Here is a 23,032-nt window from a genome sequence, read left to right as displayed (position 1 = left end):
CTAGCAGCCCAGGGTCAAGACCGCGAGCGCGAGTACAGCCCGAGCTCCTTGAGCCGCGTGCGCAGCTTGTCGCGGCTGACCCCGAGGCGCTTGGACACCCGCGACAGGTTGTGGTCTTGCTCCTCGAGCTTGCGCGGGAGCAGCAGCTTGTCGAGCTCGGCGTGGATCTCGTAATAGTTCCAGTCGCCGTCGAGCAGGGCCTCGAGCCCCGTCGCCAGCGCGCTCGCTCGCGGGGCGCGTCCGGCCCCGACCCTGAGCTCGGCCGCCCCGATCGCGCCGCGGCGCTTGATGTGGGCGGCCTGCTCGATCGCGTTGCGGAGCTCGCGGACGTTGCCCGGCCAGCGGTAGGCGCGGATCGTTCGCAGCGCGTCTTCGCCGAGGTAGAGTTCGAGCCCGTAGTCCTGGCACACGCGACCGAGAAAGGTCTGAGCCAGCTCGACGGTGTCTTGTTCGCGCTCGCGCAGCGGCGGGGTGCGGAGGACGGCGCGCGCGAGCCGGTAGTAGAGATCCTCGCGGAAGCTGCCCTCGGCCACGGCCTGGCGAAGATCCCGGTGGGTCGCGGCGACGATCCTGACGTCGACCTTGCGCGCGTGGCCGGGCTCGCCGAGGCGCGTGACCTCGCGGCGGTCGAGCGCGCGCAAGAGCTTGACCTGGAGCTCGAGGGGGAGCTCGCCGACCTCGTCGATGAACAGGGTCCCGCCCTCGGCGGCCTCGAACACGCCGGCCTGGTCGCGCTCGGCCCCGGTGAACGCCCCCTTGCGAAAGCCGAAGATCGTGCCCTCGGCGAGGCTCGGTGACAGCGCCCCGCAGTCGAGCACGATCATCGGTCCGCGGCGGCGCGAGGCCTCGTGGATCGTGTGGGCAGTGAGCTCCTTGCCGGTCCCGGTCTCGCCGAGCAGGAGGATGTCGAGGGGCGTCTGGGCCAGCGAGTTGATCTGGGCGTAGAGCTCGCGCATGGCCAGGCTGCTGCCGTGGAGCTGGCCGAAGCGGCTCGCGCTGAGGGCGTCGATCTCGACCTCGCCGACGTCGGCGAGCACGAAGCGACACTCGCCGGCCTTGAACAGATCTCCGGCCTCGAGCTCGATGACCTGGACTCTGCGATCCTGAAACCACACGCCGTTGGTGCTGCCGAGGTCGCGGAGCACGGCGCCGCTGCGCCGGGCCTGGAGCTCGAAGTGCAGCGAGCTGATCGAGCGATGGGCCACGCGGACGTCGGCGAGCCCGCTGCGGCCCACGCTCACGACCCGGCCCGAGACGTCGATCGTCTCGCCGGGCTTGCGACCGTCGAGCACGCGCAGGATCAGGCGACCGGGCCGCCGGGCCGTCTCGGCCGCGAACTCGACGCGCTGGGTCGGGAGCGTTCGATCGCCGTCGCGCACCCGATGAGTCTACTCGATCGAGGCGAAGCTAGGAGCCCGGGGTGCTAGCAGCCCGGGCTGCTAGGCCTGAATCAGCGCTGCGCGCTCGACTCAGGCCTTCGAGTCCTTGATCGAGCGCCGCGGCGGCGAAGTCCCCTCCGCTGACCCCAAACGCGCGCCTCTCGGCTCGTACTCGCTCTAAACCATTCAGCTTTTTGAATTCAGCGCTTGATCTGGGGCGAGGCCTGCCCGGTCCACGTGCAGCGATCGGCGAGGCCCTACTTCAGCGCCGGAGCCTCGTCGACCTCGCGGCAGCTGACCTCGCCGTTGATCCCGATCGCGTTGCCGGCCTGGCCGACGGCGCCGAAAAAGTCGAAGCGCCAGATCGTCGCGTCGTTCATGTGCACGAACAGCTGGAGGCGACCATAGTCCTCGATGGCCGCGTCGCAGCCGATCGCCGGCTCGCCGCTCGGCTCGCCCGCGAACACCTGGGCCTCGGCGACCGAGGTCCACGCGATCGCCTGGTGGCAGTGATTGAAGCGGGCCTCGAGCTCCTTGCGATCGGCGACGGGCAGGTCGGCGCAGCGATCGCGCAAGAAGTCGTCGACGAGGGGCGTGAGGGCCAGCAGGGCGTCGAACTCTCCGGACTCGAGCGCGTCGAAGGCCGCGCGGCCGACGTTGGCGAGGGCCTGCTTGCGCTCGCTGAGCTCGGGCTCGGGCTCGGGGGCGGGCGTGGGCTCGGGCGGCTCGGCGACAGGCGTGGGTGTGGGCTCGGGCGGCGGCGGTTGAGCGCGCGGTCCGAGCCCAGGCTCGACCTCGACCGCGCGCTGATGCCCGGCTTCGTGGGCCTCACCGGTGCAGCCCGCGGCGAGGGTGAGCGAGAAGCTCGAGACGAGGAGCAGACGCTTGGTCACAGCGCGGAGGGTAGCAGCGGGCACGGGCGGGGATCTACGCGTGGCGGGCCGCATCGCTCTCACCGCGGCGCGCGACTCTTGACTCGGCGCCCGCCACAGCTCGCGCTCGCCCCGGGCGTCGTCGTAGGACCTGCCGAGCTTCGCGCGCCCCGGTGGTCTTCGCCTCAGCCGCCGATGCCGGGGCAGCTGAGCTCGGGGAAGTCGGCGAGGCTGCAGCTCGCCGAGACCGAAGTCCCCGAGTCGGCGGGGAAGCCGGGTCGCCGGGCGACCTTGAACTCGAGGTTGTAGTGGAGGTCGACGCAGCGATCGGACATGTCGTCGTTGAGATCGGTGGTCAGGCCGTCGGGGTCGACGAGCAGCGCGTAGCAGACGTTGACCTCGTCGCTGGGCATCGCGTAGTCGTTGCTCTGCGGATCGATCGCGTAGCCATTTTGGTCGCGGAGGCACTCCTGCATGACGACGGTGTTGTCGTTGCCGGGCGGGTCCTCCAAGACCTCGCACTCGGGATCGAGGACCGCGGTGTCCGGATCCGTGTCCTTGGCGCACTGGGTGTAGCAAGCTGGCGAGAGCTGGTACTGGATGCTGTCGGCGATCGCCTGGAGCGCGGGCGAGTAGTCCTGCGCGCAGATCGAGAACAGGTTTCCGGGCGTGAATTCCTCGGTCAGCTCGAGCAGGCGCACGGGCGGGACCGCCTCGCTCGGGCTGTCGGGGTCGAGGGGGTTGGGCGCCTGGCAGCCGGGTCCGATCCCGAAGCTGTGCTGAAACTCCGGGTCGGTCCCGCTGACGTCGGCGTACAAGGCCTGGCCGTCGGCCCCGACCCCGCCGATCACTCCGACGATGATCTCGTTCTCGTGGTCGTACTGCTGCTTCTCTTGCTCGAGCTCGTCGAGCAGCTCGATGTAGCGGCTCATCGGGTGGAGCACGGCCTCGGCATCGCTGACGCCGACGTTGCCGTCGAGGTCCTTGTTGGCCGAGCTGCACGAGTCGTAGTTGCTCGGGTCGCCGATACACTCGACGCCCGCGTTCCAGCACACCGCCGAAGTCGGGGAGCTGTCTGCGGGGTCCGACCAGAACACCTTGTTGCCGTTTTGCTCGAAGATCTCCGAGTAGCTCTTGTTGTACGAGCAGTCGGCCTCGTCGGTCACGAACACGACGGCGAGGATTGCGGTGGGGCGCATGAAGCCGTAGCTCTCCTCGTCCGTGCTCTGAGACCGGATGAGCGCGAGGTACATCGACTCGAGCTGCGACTCGAAGCCGCAGCCGTTGATGCCCTGGGGCCCGAAGCAGGCGAAGGCCGCCGCGGTGTCCGTGCTCTCGGGGATGTTCTTGACGCCCTGGATGCGCTCGAGCCAGGGCCGCGGCTTGGCGACCGCGTCGAAGTCGGTGGTCGTGGGCAGGATCTCGAGCTCGGCCTCGGTCAACGTGCAGATGTCGTTGCAGGCGAGGTCGCGGACGTCGATCTCGCCGTTGTTGAACACGAAGTCGTTGAGCCGGTTCTTGCACGAGCTCATGACCAGGTTGCCGGCCTCGGGGGTCGAGGTCGGGCACCAGAGGTTGCCGCTGTCGGTCGTCGTGACGCCGATGCGGTAGTTGGCCTGGATCTCCTCGGCCTCGAGGACATCGATGAACGAGGCGACGTTGGCCGCGAAGGTGGCCTGCTCCTCGCCCATCGAGCCCGAGTTGTCGATCACGAACAGGATGTCGACGTCGCGGCTGACGGGGAGCGGGAGCTCGCCGCCGGTGTCGTCGGTGTCGTCGGTGTCGTCGGTGTCGTCGCCACCCGTGTCGGTGCCGCCATCGTCTGCGCAGTCATCGTCGAGGCACGTTGCGGTGCGTGTGCAGCCGTTGGCGAGGAGCAGGAGCCCGGCGAGGCTCGAGGTGGCGAGCCGCAGATGTTGTAGGTCGAGTTTGTCTCTGGTGTTCAAGGTCGATACCCCGCCGGCGACCATCATACGCGGCCGCTCGCAAGCGCGGGGGAATTTCGTTAGCGTGAGCCGGATCCGGCCCGGGCCACGCCTTGACCTTCGACTCGATCGAATATGTGCTCTTCCTGGCGCTGGTGGTCAGCGTGTTTGCGGCGCTGCCCGGCCGCGCGCGCGTGCCCTTCTTGCTCGTCGCGAGCCTGGGCTTCTACTCGGTCTGGAGCGTCCCGCTCACGGCGTTGATCCTGATCTCCGGGCTCACCGACTTCGGCGTCGGCCTCGCCCTCGGTCGGACCGAGCGGCTGACGCGGCGCAAGCTGCTGCTGCTGCTGAGCGTCGCCGTCAACCTCGGGATCCTCGGCTATTTCAAATACCGGGGCTTCTTCCTCGACAACCTCCACGCCCTCGGTCTGGTCGAGCAAGGCGGCGTCGCCGAGCTCCTGCTCCCGCCGGGGATCAGCTTCTACACGTTTCAGACCATGAGCTACAGCGTCGACGTCTACCGTCGAGAGCTGGAGCCGACGCGCTCGCCGACGCGCTTTTTACTCTACGTCAGCTTCTTCCCCCAGCTGATCGCCGGGCCGATCGAGCGGGCCAAGAAATTGCTGCCGCAGTTCGAGGCCCTGGCCGGCCACCGCGTCGCGAGCGAGGACCTCGCCGCTGGGCTGCGCCTGATCCTGTTCGGGCTGTTCAAGAAGGTCGTGCTCGCGGACTACTGCGCGCTCCTGGTCGATCGCGTGTTCGCCGACCCCGGCGCCTACGGAGGCTGGGCCTCGCTGTGCGCCTGCTTGCTGTTCACGCTCCAGATCTACTTCGACTTCTCGGCCTACTCGGAGATCGCCAAGGGCTCGGCCCGGCTGCTCGGCGTCGAGCTGGTCTGGAACTTCGATCAGCCCTACCTCGCGGCCAACATCTCGGAATTTTGGCGGCGCTGGCACATCTCGTTGTCGAACTGGTTTCGGGACTACGTCTACAAGCCGCTGGGCGGCAGCCAACGGGGCAAGGCGCGGGTCTTGCTCAACCTCGCCGCGACCATGTTCTTGTCGGGGCTGTGGCACGGGGCGGCCTGGAATTTCGTGATCTGGGGCCTGTTCCACGGGGTCTTGCTCTTGGTCCACCATCAGCTGCGCGAGCGGGCGTGGGTCGTGAGGCTGCGCGAGCGGGCGCCGCGGGTGTTCGGCGTCGTGACCTGGGCGTGGACCCTGCACGTGGTCATCCTCGGCTGGCTGCTGTTTCGCGTCGAGCAGATCGCCGATGTCCGGGTGATCGCGGGTTCGATCGGCCACGCGCTCGCGGGCGGTGAGTCGATCACCGCGAGCGAGCTCGGGATCATCGTCGGCTTCTACGCGATCCTCGGCCTGAGCCTGGCGGCGCGCCACCTTCGTCTGCTCGAGCGCGTGCAAGACAGGGCCAGCTTGTCGCTGGTCTTCTACGCCGGCCTCGCCGTAGCCTCGATCTTGCTGGCGCGCGAGCAGGCGCCGCAGTTCATCTACTTTCAGTTCTGACCACAGCCAGTCGAGCAGCCCGTGGTGCGAGGAGACTGCGGCGGAGCGCACGCCGCGAAAAGCGCGGCCGATCGTGACGTAGCAGTGTCTCCCAGCCTGTGGGGAGGCTACACTCTCACCCGAACCTCCCGCACAACGGTCCTGTGATGATCAAGAAGCTATCCGCCGTCGGCAACGGCCTCGGAGTCACTGTTCTTCACGACTCACAAGCCCTGTACGAGCTGACAATGGGTGTGGCAGAGGGACGAGCTCGTGCGCATGGCGAAGTCGGAGGGCTGATGTTGCTGGCGTGCGAGCAGCTCTTTTGAGTCCTGACCATGGCAGCCGCGCCAGACCCCTCGCAGCCTTCGCCGCCGCGCTCAGGCCGGGCCCGGGGCTTCGTCCTTGGTCTCGCCGCGCTGATCGTGCTGATCGACCTGCTCCTCGCCGCGGTCGAGGGCCCGCGCGGGCCGCAGTCCCTCGACGACGCCGACGACGTCCGCCGCTACCTGCGGGCGACCGCGGAGGCCGAGGGCACGCCGTGGCTGTTGATCGGCGACTCGGTGCTGGTCGGTGACACGGGCCGGGCCGAGCTCCCCGACTGGCACGAGCACCGCCTGGTCGACTACCTCGAGCGCGAGCTCGGCGAGCGCGAGGACGCGGTGTTTCGTCAGGTCGCCTTCAGCGGCATGCTGCCCGTCGACATGCTCGCGGTCGTCGAGGAGCTCGACGAGGAGGACCCCGACGGCCGGGTCTCGCTCCTGCTCGAGCTGTCTCCGCGCTACTTCTCGGCCGCCTACGCCGAGCTCGAGGCCCCGAGCCGGGCGTGGTTCGCCGAGCTCGGTGACGGCGCCTCGGGCTCGCGGGTGCCGGGCACCGACGCGATCCTGGGCTTTGTCCGTCGCTGGGCGCCCGTCTACCGTCACCGCGATCGCTTCGTGAACGCGCGCGATCGACTCGCAGGCCCGGGGCGAGCGCGCGCAGATGAGACAGCAAAGCGCGGCGAGCGGGTCGAGGCCCTCGCGCGCCTGAGCGTCCACTACCGCGATCCTCAGCTCGATCCTCGGTCGGTCCAGGTCGAGGCGCTGCGCGAGATCACGCGGCGCTGTCGGGCGGCGGGGCGACGCCTGGCGCTGTTCACCGTCCCGCTCGAAGACGAGTTCATGGCCGGGCTCGGCCGGGCCTCGGCCCAGGGTGAATACCTCGGGCGCCTCGACGGGCTGCTCGCGCCCGACGGTCGCGCGGTCGCGCTGCTGCCCATGGACCACCCGCAGTTTCGCTCGGAGCTGTTTTGGGACCACGTCCACCTGCGCCCCGACGGCCACCGCGTGCTCGCGATCAACCTCCTGCAGCAGCTCGGCCTCCAGCTCGAGCGCCTGCCCAGCGATCCGGAGCTGATCGGTCCGTGGGGCGCCGACGCGAGCCTGGTCGCGAGCGTGGCCGCCGGGTCGAGCGACGGCGCCGCGTGGCAGGCTCGCTTCGCGTCTCCAAAGGGCGTCGCCGTGTCCAACGATGGCCGCCGGATCGTGATCGCCGACACCGGCAACCACGTCCTGCGCGAGCTCCACGGAGACCTGCGCGTGGTCTCGACCCTCGTCGGCACGCCCGGGGTCGCGGGCGATCGTGACGGCTCGGCCTCGACCGCGCTCCTCGACGGGCCCGCGTCGCCGCGCTTTGTCGGCGACTCGATCTACTTCGCCGACGGCGAGGGCCAACGCCTGCGGCGGCTCGACGGGGGCGAGCTGGAGACCGTCGTGCGGCTCGGCGAGGGCTGGCGGATCCAGGCCCTGCGCGGCCACGCGGGCCAGCTCTACATGCTGCAGTCGCGCGACGCACAGACCCGCATCGTCAGCCTCGCGCCCGGCAGCCCGAGCGTCGTCGTCCGCGGCGGCGCGGCCCCGGGCCGGCAGCTCTCGGCGTTCACGATCAGCCCCGCTGGCGATCTCTACCTCGCGCTCGCGGACGGGCAGATCCTCCGGACCCGGGCGTCGGCGCGGGGGCTCGACCTGGCCGCGCCGGACGTCAACGAGCTCGGGGATGAGCTCGGGGTCGTGTTCGAGAACCTCGGCGGCGCGGTGCTGCCCCAAGACGAGGCCGGGGCGTTCCCGCAGCCCTTCGCCGAGATCCACCTGTCGGAGATCGTCGGCCTCGAGTACGTCGAGCGCTACGGCGGGCTCCTGGTCCAGGACCTCGCGCCTCACCCTCGCCCCGGCATCTACAACAAGCGGGTGACCGAGCGCGCCCACCTGCGCTTCTTGGACCTCGAGCGCGAGCTGGTCTATCCGTGGCTCAAGCCCCTCGTCGTCGGGCTCGGCTACTTCTACTTCAACCAGAGCACGACCGGGTTCTCGTCCTACTACCACGAGGGCTCGATGGCGCTGGATCAGAGCTCGGCCACCCTCGTGTACCTCGAGTCCGGGCGCTCGCGCCTGCTGCGGCTCGAAGACGGGCTCTTGGGGGTCTCGAAGATCGGCCAGTTCAGCCTCGAGCGCCTCGGCTTTCGTGATCTGCTCGCGGCTCGATCCGGCGAGCGGGCCCTGACCGACCACGACCCAACCCGCTTCTTGGCCAGCGCGCGCGGGGCCGACCCCGAGCTGGGCGGGCCCTACGTGTGGCTGCTCGTCGGCTCGTCGATGATGTCGATGTCGGAGGTCGTGGGCCAGTACTCCCTCGGTCGCGCGCTCGCCCGGCGCCTCGGTCGGGACCTCGCGCTGCGCGAGGGCGCCCGGCTCCACACCTTTCAGCGCACCCTCCCCGGCGGTCGGCTGACCCGGCAGATCGCGGCGATCAAGCGCTTCATGAAGACCGGGCGCCCGGACATCATCTCGATCGAGGCCAACGCCTCGACCTTCTTGCCCGCGGACGCCGACGACGCGTTCATGGCCGAGCAGCTCGAGCGCCTGACCAAGCTCGCGCGGCGCTGGGACTCGAAGCTGGTGATCCTCGACACCTCGCCCTATATCGTCCGCAACCGCGAGGCGCTGCGGCCGAGCCAGGCCCGGGTCACGCGCTTCCTCGAGCTCGCGCGGGGGCGGGGCTTCGAGGTCATCGACGTCGCCGATCCGCTCCTCGACCGACACCTCGAGGTCACGCCCTTTGCGAGCCCGCCGGTCGTCGGGATCCACCCGCCGCCGTGGGCGATCGACGCGATCGCCGACGAGATGGGCGCGGCGCTGTCCCCGAGCTTTCGTGACTGGTTGCGCGAGCGCAGCCCGGCGGTCGACGCCGAGGGGCCCGAGTCGGTCCGCGAGGCCCGGACCAAGCCGCTGGCGGCGGCGTTCGACGAGCTCGAGTTTGGCTGGCCCGAGGCCCTGCCACGGCTGCCGCGAGAGGCCGTGCAGATCGACTACGACGACAACCACCTCGTGGTCTTCGTCGATCTCGCGCAGCTGCCCGAGGCCCGGACTCGGGCCGAGGCGCTACCCGACCTGGTCCTCGCGGTGGTCTACGACAACGCGGTCCGACTGCGTGACGGTGCCCGTACGGCCGACGTGCAGCTCGGTCGCTTCGAGCGCTACGACGAGTATGGCGCGGGCGTCGACGAGGGCGCGACGATCGTCCACCGCGAGCAGTTGACTCATGAGCTCCTGGCCGAGCGCCTGCGCGAGTTCGTCGAGCGATCGGGCTGAGCTTGCAGGCAGATTGATCGGACTGTCCGATCGTTGGGGCAGCAGCAGCGGTCGAACCGCGCTCACGACAAAGCTCGCGCTCGGTGGAGTAACGCTGGTCGCCGCGCGCGCTTCAGGCGGAGTGACGATTTTTGACGTTGTGGCGATCACAGGTGACGGCGACTATCGGCGCCATGCGACGACGAGTCCTACAATTTTCCCTACTCGGTACTTCTTTGGCGTTGGTCGTGGCCTGCACGGATGATGCACCCACGACCGAAGAGTCTGGCACCGCCACGACGAGCACCGATACGGGCGACGGCGACGGCGACGGCGACGGAGATGGCGACGGCGACGGAGACGGCGACGGAGACGGAGACGGAGACCCCGGCGACGGCGACGGAGACGGAGACGGCGACGGCGACGGAGACGGCGACACCGGCAGCCCGGTCTGCGGCGATGGCGTGGTCGAGGGCATGGAGGAGTGCGACGACGGCAACCCCGACGACAACGACGCCTGCACCTCGGACTGCATCAACAACGTCTGCGGCGACGGCTTCGTCAACGAGGGCGTCGAGGGCTGCGACGACGGAAACATGGATGACGGCGACGGCTGCTCGGCCGCGTGCATGCTCGAGACCTGCGGCGACGGGATCGTCCAGGGGATGGAGGTCTGCGACGACGGCAACGAGGTCGAGACCGACGACTGCACCACCATGTGCCTGGCCGCGGCCTGCGGCGACGGCTACGTGTGGGAGGGCAACGAGGTCTGTGACGACGGCAACGAGGTCGAGACCGACGACTGTACGAGCGCGTGCGAGGCCGCGACCTGCGGCGACGGCTACGTCTGGGAAGGCAACGAGGCCTGCGACGACGGCAACGAGGTCGACACCGACGACTGCCTGGGCTCGTGCGAGGACGCGACCTGCGGCGATGGCTTCGTGCAGGAGGGCGTCGAGGAGTGCGACGACGGCAACAACATGGACAACGACGGCTGCGACTCGCAGTGCGCGATCGAGCTGCCCCCGGCGATCTGCCAAAACGGCGCCGAGCAGCTCTCGCTCAGCCCCGGCGGCGACATGATGGTCTGCGACGATCCCAACGACCAGACCTGCGAGCAGGACGCCGAGACCCTGTGCCCGGTCAACTGGGAGCTGTGCTCACAGACCCAGCACCACAACCGCAACGCCAACTGGAACTACGCGGTCAGCAACCAGACCATCGTCATCGGTGAGGTCCTGTGCCGCAGCGGCAGCGGTGCCGGCCACTACACGCTCGGGCCCTACGGAGACCCCGGGACTCTCGCGACCGACATCCCGCTCAACTGCGGCTACGGCAGCTCGCGCGACACCTGCGAGTCCGCCTACGGCTGCAACGAGCAGCATGTTCAGGTGCTGTGCTGCGAGCACAACCCCAGCTGTGGCAACGGCGTGGTCGACGACGTCGAGGAGCTGTGCGACGACGGCAACGACGACGAGACCGACGACTGCCTCAACAACTGCACCTGGCGCAAGCCGTCCGACCACAACGTCGACGGTTGCTAGCAGCCCGGGGTGCTAGCCTGGTCTTCGAGGGGCCTCTCACGAGGGGGGCCCGCTCGTCGCGGTAGCCAGCCATCGCCGCAGCTCGGTCAGACTGAACAGCGCGCCCAAGAAGTCGGGGTCCTCGGTGTCGAAGAAGCGATCGAGGTTGCTGCCGTCGTCGAGGGTCCCCGGCGGCCGCTCGCCGAGGATCGGCGGCCAGCTCGGGGGCGTCGCCCTCGGCGAGCCATCGGGCGCGCGCATGTGTCGGCGATCGCTGCGAAGAAAGCGGCGGTAGTCGGCGCACGAGACCAGACGAAAGCGCGGCGTGAATTGCTGGGGCAGCAGCCCGGTCCCCCGAAAGCTGTCGTCGAGCCACTCGCTCGCCGGACGCGGGCTTGGCTCGGCGCTGTCGAGGTCCCACGCCTGCCAGGGGCTGTGTTCTCCGCGCTGCGTTTGGCGGACCAGCAAGATCACGTGGTAGTCCCAGGCGATCGGGAGCTCGGGGTCCGAGCACAGCCGCTGGCCCCACATCGCAACCCGCCGCGCGCGGTTCGAGATGATCAACACCCGCCGATCACAGCCCTCGAAGCGCGGGTTGGCGCACAGGTGCCAGACGTTCTCCTCGCAGTAGTAGGGGCAGTAGGCTGGGTCTGTGCTCACGGCTGCGGGGCCTCGAACAGGGGCTTCAAGAAGGGGATGACGAGCGCGGCCACGCCCGCGGGGTCGTCGAGGTGGACGTGGTGACGACCCTCGATCTCGACCGCCGTGATGTCGCGGATCGCGGCGATGCGCTCGGCCACGACCTTGCCATTGTGGGGCCAACCCTGGGTCGCGGACACGAGCAGCACGGGGCACTCGATCGCGGTCAGGAACGCGTGGACCTGCTCCTCGGACAGACGCATGCGCGAGTCGATGCGCAAGCGGGGGTCGGCGCGCCAGGTCCAGCCGCCCTCGACCTCCACGAGCCCGCGGTCAATCAGGAGCCGGGCCGAGGCCGGGTCCATGGGCGCGGCCTCGCGGTAGCGCGCCGCGGCCGTGGCTGGGTCCGGGAATAGGCGCTTGGGCTTGTCGCGCTTGGCGGCCTCGACCCGCAGCGAGCGCGCGAGCCGACGGGCGGCCTCGGCCGGCACATCGACGATCGGCCCGATGCCCTCGAGCAGCACGCAGCGCTCGATCCGCTGGGGCACGGCTCCAGCGGTCAGGGTCGAGATGCCCGCGCCCATCGAGTGGCCCAGGAGCGTGAAGCGGTCCCAGCCGAGCGCGTCGGCGGCCTGGATCAGATCTGCGACCGAGTCGACGAAGTGGTAGGGCCCGCGCTTGTGCTCGGACAGGCCGTGGCCCGGAAGATCGAGGCTGACGATGCGCAGCTCGAGGGCCTCGCACAGGAGCGGGGCGAGGCGCGACATCGTGGTCGCGTTGTCGAGCCAGCCGTGGCTTGCGAGGACCGGGCGGCCGTGTTTGGGGCCCCACGCGAGCCCGCTCAGTTTGAGGTCTGGAAGATCGAGCTCGACGGCGTCCGGCACGGGCGACTCATGGCGCGAATTCGAGGGCCGCGCAAGGGCCAGCCCGGAGCCCGCCGCTCAGCAGGTCGCGCCGCACGAGGCGATCGCCGCGTCGACGCACAACACGTCCCACAGCGTGTCGCAGCAGTAGGTGTCGAGGGCGCACACGCAGGCCCGGACCGCCGCGACCTCGCAGCCGGGGTAGAGGTTGTCGGTGCAGCAGTCGCCCGAGCCGTTGAAGCAGCCCGCGGTGTTGTAGCCCGTGCAGCTGCCGTTGCACGCCAGGGCCCCGCCCGCGAAGCCCTGGGTCAGGCAGATCTCACCGTCGAGGTCGTTTCCGTCGCAGACCTCGTCACCCTCGGCGACGCCGTTGCCACAGGTCGCGTCGACGCAGCCGCTGGTGTTGAAGGAGAGGCAGTTGGGGTTGCAGCCGAGCTGCCCGCCCGCGAAGCCGATGCTCTGGCAGGTCTGGCCCTGGAGCTCGGGCCCGTCGCACAGCTCGCCCTCGTCGATGACCCCGTTGCCGCAGAACTGGTTTGTGCAGCCGCTGACGTCGAAGTCGGAGCAGTCGCCCGCGCACGCGAGCGCGCCGCCGCTGAACCCGAGCGACACGCAGGTCTCGCCCGCGAGGTCGCTGCCGTCGCAGGCCTCGCCCACGCTCACCTGCCCGTCCCCGCAGCTGGGCTCGCCGTCGCCGTCGCCCGTGTCGCCGTCGCCCGTGTCGCCGTCGCCGTCGCCCGTGTCGCCCTCGCCCGTGTCGTCGTCGTCGCTGTTCGAGCTGTTGGTGTCGTTGCCGAAGGTCGTGGGGTTGCCGAAGGTGCTGAAGCCGCCGTCATCACTGGGCTCAGCGGCGCAGGCTAGAGCGAAAGCGCCAAGCAAGGGCAACAGTGATGTCCGAACGGGCAAAGAGAGTTTGTGCATGGGGGACTTCACCGCCAACGTGTACGCTCGGAAGCAGTGTACCCGCCTCCAGCCTGGGACACGAAAAAGAGAGATTTTGCCATGATTTCACCGCTTCGTACCGAAACCTGCCGTTCGCGCGCGCCGTGGGCTGGCCTCGTGACCCTCGCGCTTTGGCTCCCCGCGTCGGCCTGCGGGCTGGTCGGCGTCGAACCCGAGGAGATCGATTTCCTCGACGAGGGGTCCGACTCGGGCCTCGGGGACGAGACGGGCGACGAGGGCGGGGCCGCGACCCAGGGCAGCGAGGGTCCCGAGGGAGAAGACGACGACGCGGGCACCACCGATCCCGGCGACGGCGACGGCGACGGCGACAGCGACGGCGACAGCGATAGCGGGCAGGAGGACACCGGGACCGGCGACGGCGACGGCGACGGCGACGGTGGGCTTCCGTGTGGGGAGCTCGGGGTCCTCCCGCTGAGCGAGGGCGCGAACGATGTCAGCATCCCGGCCGCGGTCTCGACGCTCGAGGCGGTCTGCGGCGCCCCCGGGCCGGAGATGGTGTTCAGCTACGAGGCCGAGGCCGCCGTCAGCGTCGAGTTCTCCCTGACCGACGCCACCTTTGATGGGGTCTTGTACACGGTCGACGGCGAGTGTGCGCCGCTCGCCGAGGGCGACTGCGTGGTCCCGCCCGAGCTTCTGATCGTCGACCTCGCGCCTGGCGAGATCGTCTACGTGGTCGTCGACTCGGCCGTCGACGGCGGCGACGCGACCCTCAACGTCACGCTGATCTAGCAGCCCGGGCTGCTAGTCGAAGCGGCTCATGATCTCGAGCCCCCAGTCGAGCAGCGTGCCCCCGCCTCCGCCCGCGTCGGTGACCTTCAGCGTCCACGTGCCGTTGACCTCCTCGTCCCCCGAGAAGCCGACCGGCACGCGCACGAGGCTGAGCTGCTCGCCGTCCGGGTACCAGCTCAGCGCGTAGGGGCTGGGCTCCTGATCCCAGACCATGACCTCGTTGTTCGAGGGGTTGGTCAGCGTGATCGTCAGCGCCGAGGGGTCGGGGTGGGCGAGGTTGATCGTGACGATCACGTCGGTGTCGACGGTCGCGAGGCCATCCGCATCGAGGGTGTCGACGAGCACGTCGGCGTCGGGGATCGGGAGGTCGAGCGCACCGCTGGCGAACTCGCCGCGCAGGCCCGCGTCCATGCAGATGCCCTGCATGTAGCGGGTGACGCCTGCGCAGATCAGCCCGGGCGCGCACCACTGCGACTCGTCGCAGCCCTCAAACGCGGCGGCGCCGTCGGCCTCGCAGTCGAACTCCACCGCAGGCGGCGTCGTCAGCTGCAGCGCGCCGGATCCCGTGAACGGAGCCGGGAAGCTGACCGCCGCCGGGCCGATGCGCGTGTACGAGAAATTGTCGCAGCTCTCGCCGAGGCGCGTGGTCGAGACCGTGGCCTCGAGCTCGCACGCGCCAAGGTTGTCGAGCGCGCTCAGCTCGTAGCGCGTGCCGATCGGGCGGCGCTCGAGGTGGGTCAGCAGCAGCCACGTGCCCTGCAGCGGCAGCGGGGGCTCCTGGCCAAAATAGCCCTGGTAGGCGAGCTCGGCGTCCTCGCCGAACAGCTCGATCGTGGCCGGGTCCGTGAAGAACTCCGAGAGCGGGAGCTCGACGGCCTCGCTCGCAACCGGGCCGAGCTCCCCGGGCTCGAGGCAGGCGTCGCCGTCCCCATCACCGTCGCCGTCGCCGTCGCCGTCGCCGTCGCCGTCGCCGTCCCCGTCGCCATCCCCATCCCCATCGCCGTCGCCATCGCCATCGCCATCGCCATCGCCGTCGCCATCGCCATCGCCGTCGCCGTCGCCGTCGCCGTCGCCGTCGCCGTCGCCGTCGCCGTCGCCGTCGCCGTCGCCGTCGCCGTCGCCCGTACCGGTCTCGGTCTCGTCATCGGTCGAGGACGCGTCGTCGTTGCAGCCGAGCGCGAGGCCCAGCCCCGCGGTGAGCACGAAGAGTCGAGCGTGAGTCATGGGGCGGGATGCTATCAGCTTGACTCCATGCCGCCAGGCACGTCTGGGGCCGCTCCTGCCCTTGTCGACTCGGCGCGCGGTAATCCTGGAGCGGCCTGCGCGACCGACCACGACCGTGACCATAGACGGCATTGAATTGAGCCGTGTGAATACGTGCAAGAGAAAGTGGGGGCAATCCACGTCGGCGTGGGCGTCGAGCCCGACGACCCTTCTGGTCTAGCAGCCCGGGCTGCTAGCCTCGCGTGCGCTTGCCGCTGCCGCCTGGCCGCTACGGCCAGGCCCGCACTCAGGTGCTCGTGTCTGAAGGTCGGCGCGCGAAGTACAGCCCCGCCCAGATCTTCAGGTCGATCACGTAGCCCTCAGCCTGGCGCGCGGCCAGCCACGACTCGACCTCGGCGAGGGGGACCAAGAACACGGTGATGTCCTCGTGCTCGTCGCCGCCACCTTCGCTGACCCGCTCGAGCTCGTGCGCCCGAAAGAAGATCAGGCGCTCGTCGCTGAGCCCGGGGGTGCTCGTGCCCTCGGCCACTCGCTCGAGCCGCGCGGGCTTGAACCCGGTCTCCTCCTCGAGCTCGCGGGCGGCGGCGAGCTCCGGGGCCTCGTCCTCGGACCCGGCGTGGTCGCCGATCAGCCCGGCCGGGAGCTCGATCGTGATCCCCGCGACCGGCGGCCGCGGCTGCGCGATCAAGATCAGCTCGTCGGCCTCGGTGACCGCGACGATCAGCGCCGCGGTCCCGCCGACGGTCCGCTGGGCGAACTCCCAGCGGCCGCGCTTGAGCAGCCGCAGCCACTTGCCCTCGGCGATCAGCTCGGGCTCGGGGAATTCCTGCTTGCTCGGCGGTGCGTCGCTCATGGTCGAGCCTCGCTCAGCAGCGTGGCGCTGTCGAGGATCTCGCCGCCCGCCTCGCGGATCGCCTCGATCGCCCGCTGCCCGTCGCCGGGCTCGAGCTCGACGGGCCGGGTCGCGTCGCGGATCAGCGTGGTCTCGAGCCCGAGCGAGAGCGCGTCGAGGGCCGTGAACTTCACGCAGTAGTCGAGCGCGAGCCCGCAGATCGCAACCGAGCCGACGCCGCGGGCCTCGAGCCACTCGCCGAGCCCCGTCGCCCCGCGCTTGCCGTTGTCGAAGAAGGCGCTGTAGCTGTCGGTCCGCTTGTCGCTGCCCTTGCGGAACACGGCGCCGATCTGCGCTTCGCGTTCGCGCAGCTCGGGGACCAGCTGCGCGCCCTCGCTGTCCTGGACGCAGTGGACCGGCCACAGGACCTGGTCGAGGCCGTGAAGATCGATGACCTCGCCCGGCGCGCGACCGCTGTGGTTGGCGGCGAAGCTGCCGTGGTCGGCCGGGTGCCAGTCCTGGGTCGCGACGACGAGCTCGAAGCGCTTGATCAGCTCGAGCACGACCGGGACGATCGCGTCGCCCTCGGGCACGCCGAGCGGGCCGCCGGGGAGGAAGTCTGGCTGCAGATCCACGATGATCAGGGCCTGGTTGTTGTTGCGCGTCATGGGCACCTCTCTTGTGTTTAGATCTCGAACGAGAAGCCTTGCTTGACCAGCTTGCGGTAGCGCCGGTCGTCGAATTTGTAGAGCCGCGCCGCGCGGTGGGCGACGTCTTTTTGGACCTCGTCGAGCTCGACGAGCAGATCCATGCCGAGGATCTTCTTGCGAAAATTCCGCTTGTCGAGCGTGCGCTCGAGGATGACCTCGTACATGCGCTGCAGCTGGGTCAGGGTGAACTTCTTGGCCAGGAGCTCGAAGCCGATCGGCTGGTAGCGGACCTTGGCGCGCAGCCGATTCAGGGCCATGTCGACGATCTGCGCGTGATCGAAGGCGAGGTCGGGCAGATCGCTGACCGCAAACCACGCCGCGTCGGACGCGTCGGTCGCGGCCCGGACCTTGTGGTCGGACAGCTTGACGAGCGCGTAGTAGGCCACGGTGACCACGCGCTCTCGGGGGTCGCGATCGATGGCGCCGAAGCTGTAGAGCTGCTCGAGGTAGACCTTGCGCAGGCCGGTCTCCTCTTCGAGCTCGCGCAGGGCGGCGTCTTCGAGGGTCTCGTCGATGTGGACGAAGCCGCCCGGCAGCGCCCAGCGATTGGCGAAGGGCTCGAGCGCGCGGCGGATCAGCAGGACCTCGAGCTCGTCCTCGCCGAGGCCAAACACGACGCAGTCGACGGTCAGGGCGGCGCGCGCGTATTCGTAGGTGTGGCTCACGAGGATCAACCTTCGCTGGTGACGATCAGCTCGCGCTTGAGCGCGGCGACGCGGGGTTCGAGGGCGACAGGGTAGGGGCTCGGGTCGTCGAAGCGGCGCAGGCCCTCGGGCAGCTCGGCGAGCAGGGTCTTGGCGCGCTCGCGGATCTGCGTGGCGCTCGGCAGCTCGCAGACTCGGCGACCGCCTCGGAGCACGGGCTCGAGCAGGTCGACGCTCGTGACCTCGGGGTCGTTGGGCAAGGTGAGCTCGGCGTCGCTGAGCGGATCGATGCTGCGCGCGACCACGGGCCCCGAGCCCGTCGCCTCCGGCGGTCCGAAGGCCTCGTCGAAGACCACGTCGAGCTGCGAGGTGCCCCCGCGGCTGAGCCGACGGACCTGCAAGATGCCCGGCGTCGAGGTCTTGATCGGGGTGTTTGAGAGCTTGACCATCCGCCGCCACGGTTCATCGGCGTTCGCGCGCAGGGCCGAGAGCTTGTAGACGCCGCCGAGCGCGGGCTGGTCGTAGGCCGTGGCCAGGCGCGTGCCCACGCCCCACACGTCGATCTTGGCCCCGGCCTGCTTGAGCGCGGTGATCCGGTACTCGTCGAGATCGTTGCTCGCGACGATGGCGGCCTCGGGGAATCCGGCGTCGTCGAGCTTTTGGCGCGCGGCCTTGCTGAGCGCGGCGAGGTCGCCGGAGTCGAGCCGGATCCCGACCATCTCGTGGCCGCGCTCGCGCAGCTTCACGGCCTCGGCGATCGCCCGGTCGACCCCGCGCAGGGTGTCGTAGGTGTCGACCAGGAACACGCAGTTGTTGGGCATGGCCTCGGCGTAGCCCGAGAACGCGGCCTCCTCGTCGGTGAAGGACATGACCCAGGCGTGGGCGTGGGTGCCCTTGACGGGGATCTCGAACGCGGCCGCGGCCGCGACGTTGGACGTGCCCACGCAGCCGCCGATGTAGGCCGCGCGGCTGGCCGAGAGCCCACCGTCGAGGCCCTGGGCCCGGCGGAGGCCAAACTCGAGCACCGCGTCACCGCGGGCGGCGGCGACGATCCGCGCGGCCTTGGTCGCGATCAGGGTCTGAAAATTAATGATCGTCAGCAGCGCTGTCTCGAGCAGCTGGGCCTGAACGAGGGGCCCGCGGACGCGCAGCAGCGGCTCGTGGGCGAAGCAGGGCGTGCCCTCGGGCATCGCGTCGACGTCGACCGTTGGCTTCATCTCACCGAGCCAGGCGAGGAAGCCCGGGTCGAACAGCGGCTCGCCGTCGTTGCCCGTCAGCGTGGCGAGGAACGCCCGCTGCTGGTCCGAGAAGCCGAGGCCCTCGACGAGCTCGACGGCCTGGGCGAGGCCACAGGCGAGGGCGAAGCCGGCCTTGAACGGGGCCCGGCGAAACCCGAGGTGAAACACCGCCTCCTCGTCGGCCCGACCGAGCGACCAGTGACCCTGGGCCATCGTCAGCTGGTAGAGGTCTGTCTGGAGGCCGGTCGGTTCGCGTGAGGTCATGTTTTAATAGTGTACTTCATACACTCAGAAAAGCCACCGCGAGGTGGCGCCCGCGGCTCCGCCCGGGTGTGCGTCCACGCATGTGTCACCCGCGACGGTCGAGCTCGAGCCGCGCAGCCCAGGCCGAGATCGAGTCGATCGTCGTACGTCGCAGCTGGGGCTGGTTGGCGAGCTGCTCGATCTTTCGCTCGAGCAGCTCGCGGCCGCGACGGAGGCGACCGGCGACGGTCCCGGGCGGGATCCCGAGGACCTCGGCGATCTCGGCCCGCGACATCTCCTCGAAGTAGGACAGCTCGATCGCGACCTGCATGTCGATCGGGATCGAGCGCAGCGCGAGCAGGAGCAAGCGTCGCTGCTCGTCGCGGACCAGCAGACGCGAGGCGGTGGGATCGAGATCGGCGACCGAGATCTCGAGGGCTTCGAAGCGCTCGCCCGCGCGCTGCAGACCTCGCAGGTGGTTGCGCAGGTGGTTGTGGGCGATCGCAAACATGTAGGCCCGAAAGGTCCCATCGCCGCGGAAGCTGCCGAGCTTGGCCGCGCACACTTCGAAGGTCTTGGCGACGAGGTCGTCCGCGGCCGAGGGGTCGGACAGCTTGGCGCCAAAGAAGCGCGCGAGCGAGGGCAGGTGGCGGTCGATCAGCCGCCCGCCTGCTCGTCGGTCGCCGCCCGCCCAGGCCGCGTAGAGGGCCTCGTCGCTCGCCATCGGGTCCAGCCTACACCGCCGCGACGACTTTGACCGACGACTGATCAGACGACTCGGCCGCAGATGGCGCTATGATGCGCCGTGCCCACATCTCGCTGTGCTCGCTCGACGCCCGGGGCCATCGCCCTGAGCCTGGTCGTGGTCCCGAGCGCGGTCCGGGCCGAGGGGCCCTGCGACTGCGACCACGTCATCGAGCCCGACACGCCCTCGGCCAACGGCGCCGAGCTTGGTGTCGGCCCCGGCGACAGCGTGTGCGTGCGCGGAGGCGCGCGCGAGTTCCTGCGCCTCTACGACTTCGTCGGCGCCAACGAACAGTGGATCGAGGTCCGCAACTGCGAGGGCCAGGTCGAGATCGACAACGAGGATCGCGGCTACGGCCTGACCATGGACGGCTCGCGCTACGTCCGGATCACGGGCAGCGGCGACACGGACTTCGAGTACGGCTTTCGCGTGCGCGCGTCCCGGACCGGGCCCGACTACTCGGCCAGCGGCGTGGTCGTGGGCGGGCTCAGCAGCGACTACGAGCTCGACCACTTCGAGGTCTACGAGTCGGGCTTCGCCGGCTTCAGCCTCAAGACCGAGCCGACCTGCGACGGCTCGGCCAACCTCGGCAACTTCGTGCAGTACGACACCCGGATCCACCACCACTGGATCCACGACACCCGCGGCGAGGGCATCTACTTCGGGAGCACGGGCTACGGCGGGCGCGACTACAACTGCGACGGCCAGACCACGACCCTCTACCCCCACGAGCACCACGGCGTCGAGATCCACCACAACCTGATCGAGAACACGGGCTGGGACGGGATGCAGGTCGGGGTCTCGCCCGTGGACTGCAAGGTCTGGGCGAACTACATCCACGACGTCGGGCTCGAGGGCGTCGAGTACCAGCAGCAGGGCATGCAGATCGGCGGCGCCTCGCAGTGCGAGATCTGGGGCAACCGGCTCGAGCGCGGACCGACCAACGGGATCTTCATTCAGTTCGCCGATAACACCTACGTCCACGACAACCTGATCGTCGACTTCGGCCAGAGCGGGATCTACTCCAACTCGAACATGCTGCCCGAGCTCGACGGGGCCAGCTACGTGTTCGTGCATAATACGGTCCTGCGATCGGGGCGCTTTGGCCTCGCGGTCTTCGGGCCCAACCTCGTCGGCAACATCGGCTGGAACAACCTCGTGCTCGAGTCTGGCGAGGCCGACATCGCGGCCGCGGGCGACGTCGACTGGGACGCACAGAACAACATCTCCGACATGGCCATCGACGCCGTCGGCTTCGTCGACGCGGGCGGGGGCGACTTTCACCTCATGGCCGACTCGCTCGCCGTCGGCGCGGGCCGAGCCGCGACCGAGTGGAGCACCCAGGACATCGAGGGTGTCGCCCGTGATCTGAGGGCGCCCGACGTCGGCGCCTACGAGTACACCGAGGAGCCCCCGCCCGGCGACGGCGACGGCGACGGCGAGGGCGACGGCGACGGCGGCGACTGGACCGGAGGCAACGAGGATGAGGGCGGCGGAGCCGAGTCCGGCGGCAGCGAAGGCGTCGGCACCGGCGAGGACGGGCCTGGCGCGGACGAGAGCGAGGGCGGCGCAAGCGGGTGCGGGTGCACGACCGACGCGGACTCACGCGGGGGCGCCATCTGGCTGGGGCTGCTCGGGCTGGGCTTTGGCCTCGCGCGTCGACGCCAGCGCTGACAGGTACGCCCCGCAACGGTGATAGAGAGGGGGCATGACGATCGACCAGACGATCACGCTCCGCAACGGCGTCACCATGCCCTCCATCGCCTTTGGCTGCGCGTTCGGCGATTGGGTCGGGGGGTCGGAGTTTCAGGGCTTCTTGCCCGAGCAGGCCTGGCGCGCCATCCCGATGGCCCTCGACGCCGGCTATCGGGCGTTTGATGGCGCGCACGCCTACGGCACCGAGCGGATCGTGGGAGCGAGCCTCGGCCAGCGCTTCGCGTCGGGGGCGCTGACGCGCGAGGATATCTTCATCACCACAAAGCTCGCGCACCCGCGCACGTCGCCCGAGGTCAACATCTCGCACCTGCGGACCTGGAACGCCGACGAGGTCGAGGACATTGGTCAGCGCGTCCTCGACGACATGATGCGCTCGCTCGACGACCTGGCCCTGGGCTACGTCGACCTGCTGTTGATCCACTGGCCCGGTCCGTTTGAAAACCGGGACGCCGCGCTCGCCCGCGACGCGCGGCGGACGATCTGGCGGACCTTCATGGCGCTCCACGACAAGGGCGCGGCCAGGGCGATCGGGGTGTCCAACTTCACGACGGCGCACCTGCGAGAATTGGTCGAGGACGACCAGCTCACCACGCCCATGGTCAACCAGATCGAGGCCCACCCCTACTGCCGAGACCGCGACATCGAGGCCTACTGCCGTGAGCACGGGATCGTCATCACGGCTTACGCTCCCTTCGCCAGCGGTGCCCTCGGGATGCTTGGGGACCCCGTGTTGACGGCCATCGCGAACAAACACGACGTCGCGGTCGGGCAGGTCGTGCTGCGCTGGCACCTCCAGTCGGGCCGCGCGGTCCTGCCCAAGACCTCCAAGGCGCATCGCATGCGGGAGAACCTCGACGTCTTCGGTTTCGCCCTCGACGAGGAAGACATGGCGGCCATCGATGCCCTGGGCAGCGGCGCCCCCCGGCGGACCTGCGCGGACCCCAATGACGTGGTCTAGCAGCCCGTGGTGCAATGCATCGTGTCGCCTCGCGCCGGAAAGTTTTGGCGACAAAGCCCTCGGCGAACAGGCCAAGCGAGGCGGCGCGAGGCATTGCACCCCGGGCTGCTAGCCTTGCGTCGCGCAATTCTTCATCAACGAGCGCGCGACGACGACCCGGACCGGCGGCGGGCCCACCGCCGGTGGTAAGTGTGAGCCGTCGAGTCTTCGCGCCTTCGCCCACGCTGGCACGCGAACACTGATCCCGGGGCGCGGGGGTGCGGAGATTGTCGAGGAAGAGCAACCCTAGCGAGGGAATTACGAATGCAGCTTGCGATAGTCGGGACGAGGCCCCGCAAATCTGTCGCCCTCACTGTCGCGGCGGCCACTTCGTCGCGGGTGGAGGACACGGGCGCGCCCGCGCTGAGTGTGGAGCGCTCGCAGGCGGCTGCGGGGTGTGACGGCGCCGAGGTCGTGACGCTCGCGGTGCCGACGAGCGTGGGGGGGGGCCGCTCGACATCGCCTCGGACGGCTCGGTCGTGCTGGAGCCGGGCGAGTACACCTTGGAGTGGACGGCGAGGGACGGGGCGGGGAACGGGGCCGTCGAGGAGCAGCTGCTAGCAGCCCGGGGTGCAATGCATCGTGTCGCCTCGCGCCGGAATTTTCGCCGAGGGCGCGAAGCCAAAACGCCGCTGTACCGGGCGTACTGCAAGTTTTGGCGACAAAGCCCTCGGCGAAAA

The 23,032-nt window shown here is 69.7% G+C and carries 18 protein-coding genes; 6 read left to right on the top strand and 12 right to left on the bottom strand.

Translation table 11 applies throughout. The features are described from left to right. Positions 1–14: 14 nt before the first annotated feature. From ENSA5_RS22670 to ENSA5_RS22660, 3 genes are all read right to left on the bottom strand, one after another. Positions 15–1,379 (bottom strand): sigma 54-interacting transcriptional regulator, encoded by a 1,365-nt coding sequence (locus ENSA5_RS22670; protein ID WP_106393779.1) that lies wholly within the window; start codon positions 1,377–1,379, stop codon positions 15–17. A gap of 257 nt (positions 1,380–1,636) precedes the next feature. Further along, entirely contained in the window at positions 1,637–2,272 is a 636-nt protein-coding gene (locus tag ENSA5_RS22665) for a hypothetical protein (protein ID WP_106393778.1), read from the bottom strand. Positions 2,273–2,436: 164 nt separating this feature from the next. Then, positions 2,437–4,197 (bottom strand): VWA domain-containing protein, encoded by a 1,761-nt coding sequence (locus ENSA5_RS22660; RefSeq protein ID WP_146156002.1) that lies wholly within the window; start codon positions 4,195–4,197, stop codon positions 2,437–2,439. A gap of 92 nt (positions 4,198–4,289) precedes the next feature. Here ENSA5_RS22660 and ENSA5_RS22655 point away from each other — a divergent pair, with 92 nt between their 5' ends. From ENSA5_RS22655 to ENSA5_RS22645, 3 genes are all read left to right on the top strand, one after another. Beyond that, on the top strand, positions 4,290–5,699 hold the full coding sequence (locus tag ENSA5_RS22655) for an MBOAT family O-acyltransferase (protein WP_106393776.1): 1,410 nt from the start codon (positions 4,290–4,292) through the stop codon (positions 5,697–5,699). Between the two features lie 317 nt (positions 5,700–6,016). Next, the gene (locus tag ENSA5_RS22650) at positions 6,017–9,307 is read left to right on the top strand and encodes a hypothetical protein (RefSeq protein WP_106393775.1); all 3,291 of its coding nucleotides are present in this window, start codon (positions 6,017–6,019) and stop codon (positions 9,305–9,307) included. Between the two features lie 227 nt (positions 9,308–9,534). Further along, a complete protein-coding gene (locus tag ENSA5_RS22645; protein WP_181198038.1) occupies positions 9,535–10,830 on the top strand; it encodes a DUF4215 domain-containing protein in 1,296 nt (431 codons plus the stop codon). Positions 10,831–10,866: 36 nt separating this feature from the next. On the opposite strand, the gene ENSA5_RS22640 is transcribed toward ENSA5_RS22645, so the two are convergent. Genes ENSA5_RS22640 through ENSA5_RS38040 form a run of 3 tightly spaced genes read right to left on the bottom strand, consistent with a single transcriptional unit; the run spans position 10,867 to position 13,190 of the window. Beyond that, complete coding sequence (locus ENSA5_RS22640; protein WP_106393773.1) at positions 10,867–11,469, bottom strand: protein N-terminal glutamine amidohydrolase; 603 nt, start codon at positions 11,467–11,469, stop codon at positions 10,867–10,869. Beyond that, positions 11,466–12,332: an alpha/beta fold hydrolase gene (locus ENSA5_RS22635; protein ID WP_106393772.1), complete on the bottom strand. Its 867-nt coding sequence runs from the start codon at positions 12,330–12,332 to the stop codon at positions 11,466–11,468. Before ENSA5_RS22635 ends, ENSA5_RS22640 begins: the two co-directional genes overlap by 4 nt. 57 nt (positions 12,333–12,389) lie before the next feature. Then, complete coding sequence (locus ENSA5_RS38040; protein ID WP_106393771.1) at positions 12,390–13,190, bottom strand: hypothetical protein; 801 nt, start codon at positions 13,188–13,190, stop codon at positions 12,390–12,392. 180 nt (positions 13,191–13,370) lie between these two features. Here ENSA5_RS38040 and ENSA5_RS22625 point away from each other — a divergent pair, with 180 nt between their 5' ends. Further along, positions 13,371–14,003 (top strand): hypothetical protein, encoded by a 633-nt coding sequence (locus tag ENSA5_RS22625; protein ID WP_106393770.1) that lies wholly within the window; start codon positions 13,371–13,373, stop codon positions 14,001–14,003. Positions 14,004–14,015: 12 nt separating this feature from the next. Here ENSA5_RS22625 and ENSA5_RS22620 read toward each other — a convergent pair whose 3' ends face one another. From ENSA5_RS22620 to ENSA5_RS22595, 6 genes are all read right to left on the bottom strand, one after another. Next, the gene (locus ENSA5_RS22620) at positions 14,016–15,227 is read right to left on the bottom strand and encodes a proprotein convertase P-domain-containing protein (protein WP_146155999.1); all 1,212 of its coding nucleotides are present in this window, start codon (positions 15,225–15,227) and stop codon (positions 14,016–14,018) included. A 286-nt stretch (positions 15,228–15,513) separates the two neighbouring features. Beyond that, positions 15,514–16,080, bottom strand: coding sequence for an NUDIX hydrolase (locus tag ENSA5_RS22615; RefSeq protein ID WP_106393768.1), 567 nt, complete (start codon positions 16,078–16,080; stop codon positions 15,514–15,516). Then, positions 16,077–16,727 carry a bifunctional nicotinamidase/pyrazinamidase gene (gene pncA, locus ENSA5_RS22610; protein WP_106393767.1) on the bottom strand — a complete coding sequence of 217 codons (651 nt, stop codon included), beginning with the start codon at positions 16,725–16,727 and terminating at the stop codon, positions 16,077–16,079. Before pncA ends, ENSA5_RS22615 begins: the two co-directional genes overlap by 4 nt. Positions 16,728–16,744: 17 nt before the next feature. Beyond that, complete coding sequence (locus ENSA5_RS22605; protein WP_106393780.1) at positions 16,745–17,434, bottom strand: NUDIX hydrolase; 690 nt, start codon at positions 17,432–17,434, stop codon at positions 16,745–16,747. A gap of 5 nt (positions 17,435–17,439) precedes the next feature. Continuing rightward, positions 17,440–18,915: a nicotinate phosphoribosyltransferase gene (locus ENSA5_RS22600; RefSeq protein WP_106393766.1), complete on the bottom strand. Its 1,476-nt coding sequence runs from the start codon at positions 18,913–18,915 to the stop codon at positions 17,440–17,442. A gap of 85 nt (positions 18,916–19,000) precedes the next feature. Next, positions 19,001–19,618 carry an RNA polymerase sigma factor gene (locus ENSA5_RS22595; protein WP_106393765.1) on the bottom strand — a complete coding sequence of 206 codons (618 nt, stop codon included), beginning with the start codon at positions 19,616–19,618 and terminating at the stop codon, positions 19,001–19,003. Between the two features lie 81 nt (positions 19,619–19,699). Here ENSA5_RS22595 and ENSA5_RS22590 point away from each other — a divergent pair, with 81 nt between their 5' ends. Together ENSA5_RS22590 and ENSA5_RS22585 are read left to right on the top strand one after the other, a co-directional pair. Beyond that, a complete protein-coding gene (locus ENSA5_RS22590; protein ID WP_146155998.1) occupies positions 19,700–21,313 on the top strand; it encodes a right-handed parallel beta-helix repeat-containing protein in 1,614 nt (537 codons plus the stop codon). A 34-nt stretch (positions 21,314–21,347) separates the two neighbouring features. Next, on the top strand, positions 21,348–22,313 hold the full coding sequence (locus ENSA5_RS22585; protein WP_106393763.1) for an aldo/keto reductase family protein: 966 nt from the start codon (positions 21,348–21,350) through the stop codon (positions 22,311–22,313). Positions 22,314–23,032: the final 719 nt, after the last annotated feature.

The organism is Enhygromyxa salina, assembly GCF_002994615.1.
GTDB classification, from domain to species: domain Bacteria; phylum Myxococcota_A; class Polyangia; order Nannocystales; family Nannocystaceae; genus Plesiocystis; species Plesiocystis salina_A.
Note: the sequence above shows the minus strand (reverse complement) of the source record. Positions and strands in the feature narration are given on the sequence as shown.

What these genes read in the sequence shown, in the direction of transcription:
- pncA (WP_106393767.1), bottom strand. Translation starts at nt 16,727, where the DNA reads ATGACGCGCAACAACAACCAGGCCCTGATCATCGTGGATCTGCAGCCA.
- ENSA5_RS22615 (WP_106393768.1), bottom strand. Translation starts at nt 16,080, where the DNA reads ATGAGCGACGCACCGCCGAGCAAGCAGGAATTCCCCGAGCCCGAGCTG.
- ENSA5_RS22600 (WP_106393766.1), bottom strand. Translation starts at nt 18,915, where the DNA reads ATGACCTCACGCGAACCGACCGGCCTCCAGACAGACCTCTACCAGCTG.
- ENSA5_RS22620 (WP_146155999.1), bottom strand. Translation starts at nt 15,227, where the DNA reads ATGACTCACGCTCGACTCTTCGTGCTCACCGCGGGGCTGGGCCTCGCG.
- ENSA5_RS22650 (WP_106393775.1), top strand. Translation starts at nt 6,017, where the DNA reads ATGGCAGCCGCGCCAGACCCCTCGCAGCCTTCGCCGCCGCGCTCAGGC.
- ENSA5_RS22595 (WP_106393765.1), bottom strand. Translation starts at nt 19,618, where the DNA reads ATGGCGAGCGACGAGGCCCTCTACGCGGCCTGGGCGGGCGGCGACCGA.
- ENSA5_RS22585 (WP_106393763.1), top strand. Translation starts at nt 21,348, where the DNA reads ATGACGATCGACCAGACGATCACGCTCCGCAACGGCGTCACCATGCCC.